Source organism: Streptomyces racemochromogenes (genome assembly GCF_044129415.1).
In the GTDB taxonomy this organism is placed as follows: domain Bacteria; phylum Actinomycetota; class Actinomycetes; order Streptomycetales; family Streptomycetaceae; genus Streptomyces; species Streptomyces racemochromogenes_A.
This window is the reverse complement of sequence record NZ_JBBDHD010000303.1, coordinates 1-944: the sequence shown is the minus strand read 5'-3', so window position 1 is coordinate 944 and position 944 is coordinate 1. Positions and strand designations below refer to the sequence as shown.

Below are 944 nucleotides of genomic sequence, written 5' to 3'. Positions count from 1 at the left end.
AGATTGTCCAGCGCCAGCTTAAACAGGATCTGCAGCGTGGCGTCGCCGGGGGTCGAGATCTGGGTGGCGATCAGGCCATCACTGCGCATCGCGGTCAGCAGTTCAGTCCAGATCCATTGGGCAATGCCCCGCAGCTCGCGCTCATCGTGATTCATCGGATTCTATCAGGGTGGGTGTGGTGACACCTTATCACCCAAAACAAATTGGTGTCAACAACGAAAAACCCCAGGTTGTGAGCCTGGGGTTTGGTGTCACATCGGCAGCGGCAGCGGCTTGCGGTTGTTGAGATCTGCCCAGAGACGTTCCAGGCGCTCTCCTATGGCGATTACACGGCGACCCGGTGACAACCCCAGCAGCAGACCCTCTTTCGTTGCCTCCTGCTCGGCCAGGGGCCACAGCTTGAGCTTGCGATAGTTAGGCATGTCCTCCACGCCCAGGACGCGAACCGACCTTGCGCCAGAGTTCGGCAAAGGCAGATTCGGCATTGACGGCGATGGCTTCGGCAAGGGCAGGGTCATAGAAACGGACGGCAGTGGCAGGCCGGACGGCGGGAGCGGGAGCATGGCTGAGATCCTTGGCGAGTTGTGTCAGGTCGGTGATGTCGCGCGGGTCTACACGGCGACCGTCGCGGGTGAGATAGGACGCCCAGCCGCAGCGCGCCTGCAGATCCATCATGGCACGGCCATCACCGTCACCGCCTGCAGAGCGCACCTGGGCACCGTTGAGGTTGGCGTAGTTCACAGACGTACCTCCACTTCTTCGGCTTCGGCCCATGCCCTGGCGTCACTTTCTGCACCGGCACGGCTACTGTGGGAGAAGTCGTGCGACTGCCACGGTTCGTAGAAGCCACCGCACTCATCGGTCCACTTCATGTAGACAGCGAACCAGCCGCGCATGCCGTGGGTGACAGTAACGTGGTCGGGATGTTCGGCGCTCATCGCAGC

3 protein-coding genes are annotated in these 944 nt (G+C 61.7%); all 3 read right to left on the bottom strand.

Translation table 11 applies throughout. The features are described from left to right. Positions 1-251: 251 nt before the first annotated feature. Positions 252-422, bottom strand: coding sequence for a hypothetical protein (locus tag WDV06_RS36980; protein WP_395514176.1), 171 nt, complete (start codon positions 420-422; stop codon positions 252-254). After that, positions 415-741: a hypothetical protein gene (locus WDV06_RS36975; RefSeq protein ID WP_395514175.1), complete on the bottom strand. Its 327-nt coding sequence runs from the start codon at positions 739-741 to the stop codon at positions 415-417. Before WDV06_RS36975 ends, WDV06_RS36980 begins: the two co-directional genes overlap by 8 nt. Then, positions 738-944 (bottom strand): hypothetical protein (locus WDV06_RS36970; RefSeq protein ID WP_395514174.1); only part of this gene is annotated, 207 nt, incomplete at its 5' end. The genes WDV06_RS36975 and WDV06_RS36970, both read right to left, overlap by 4 nt.

Bases quoted from the DNA above. Each gene is read 5' to 3' on its own strand.
- WDV06_RS36980 (WP_395514176.1), bottom strand. From the start codon at position 422: ATGCCTAACTATCGCAAGCTCAAGCTGTGGCCCCTGGCCGAGCAGGAG.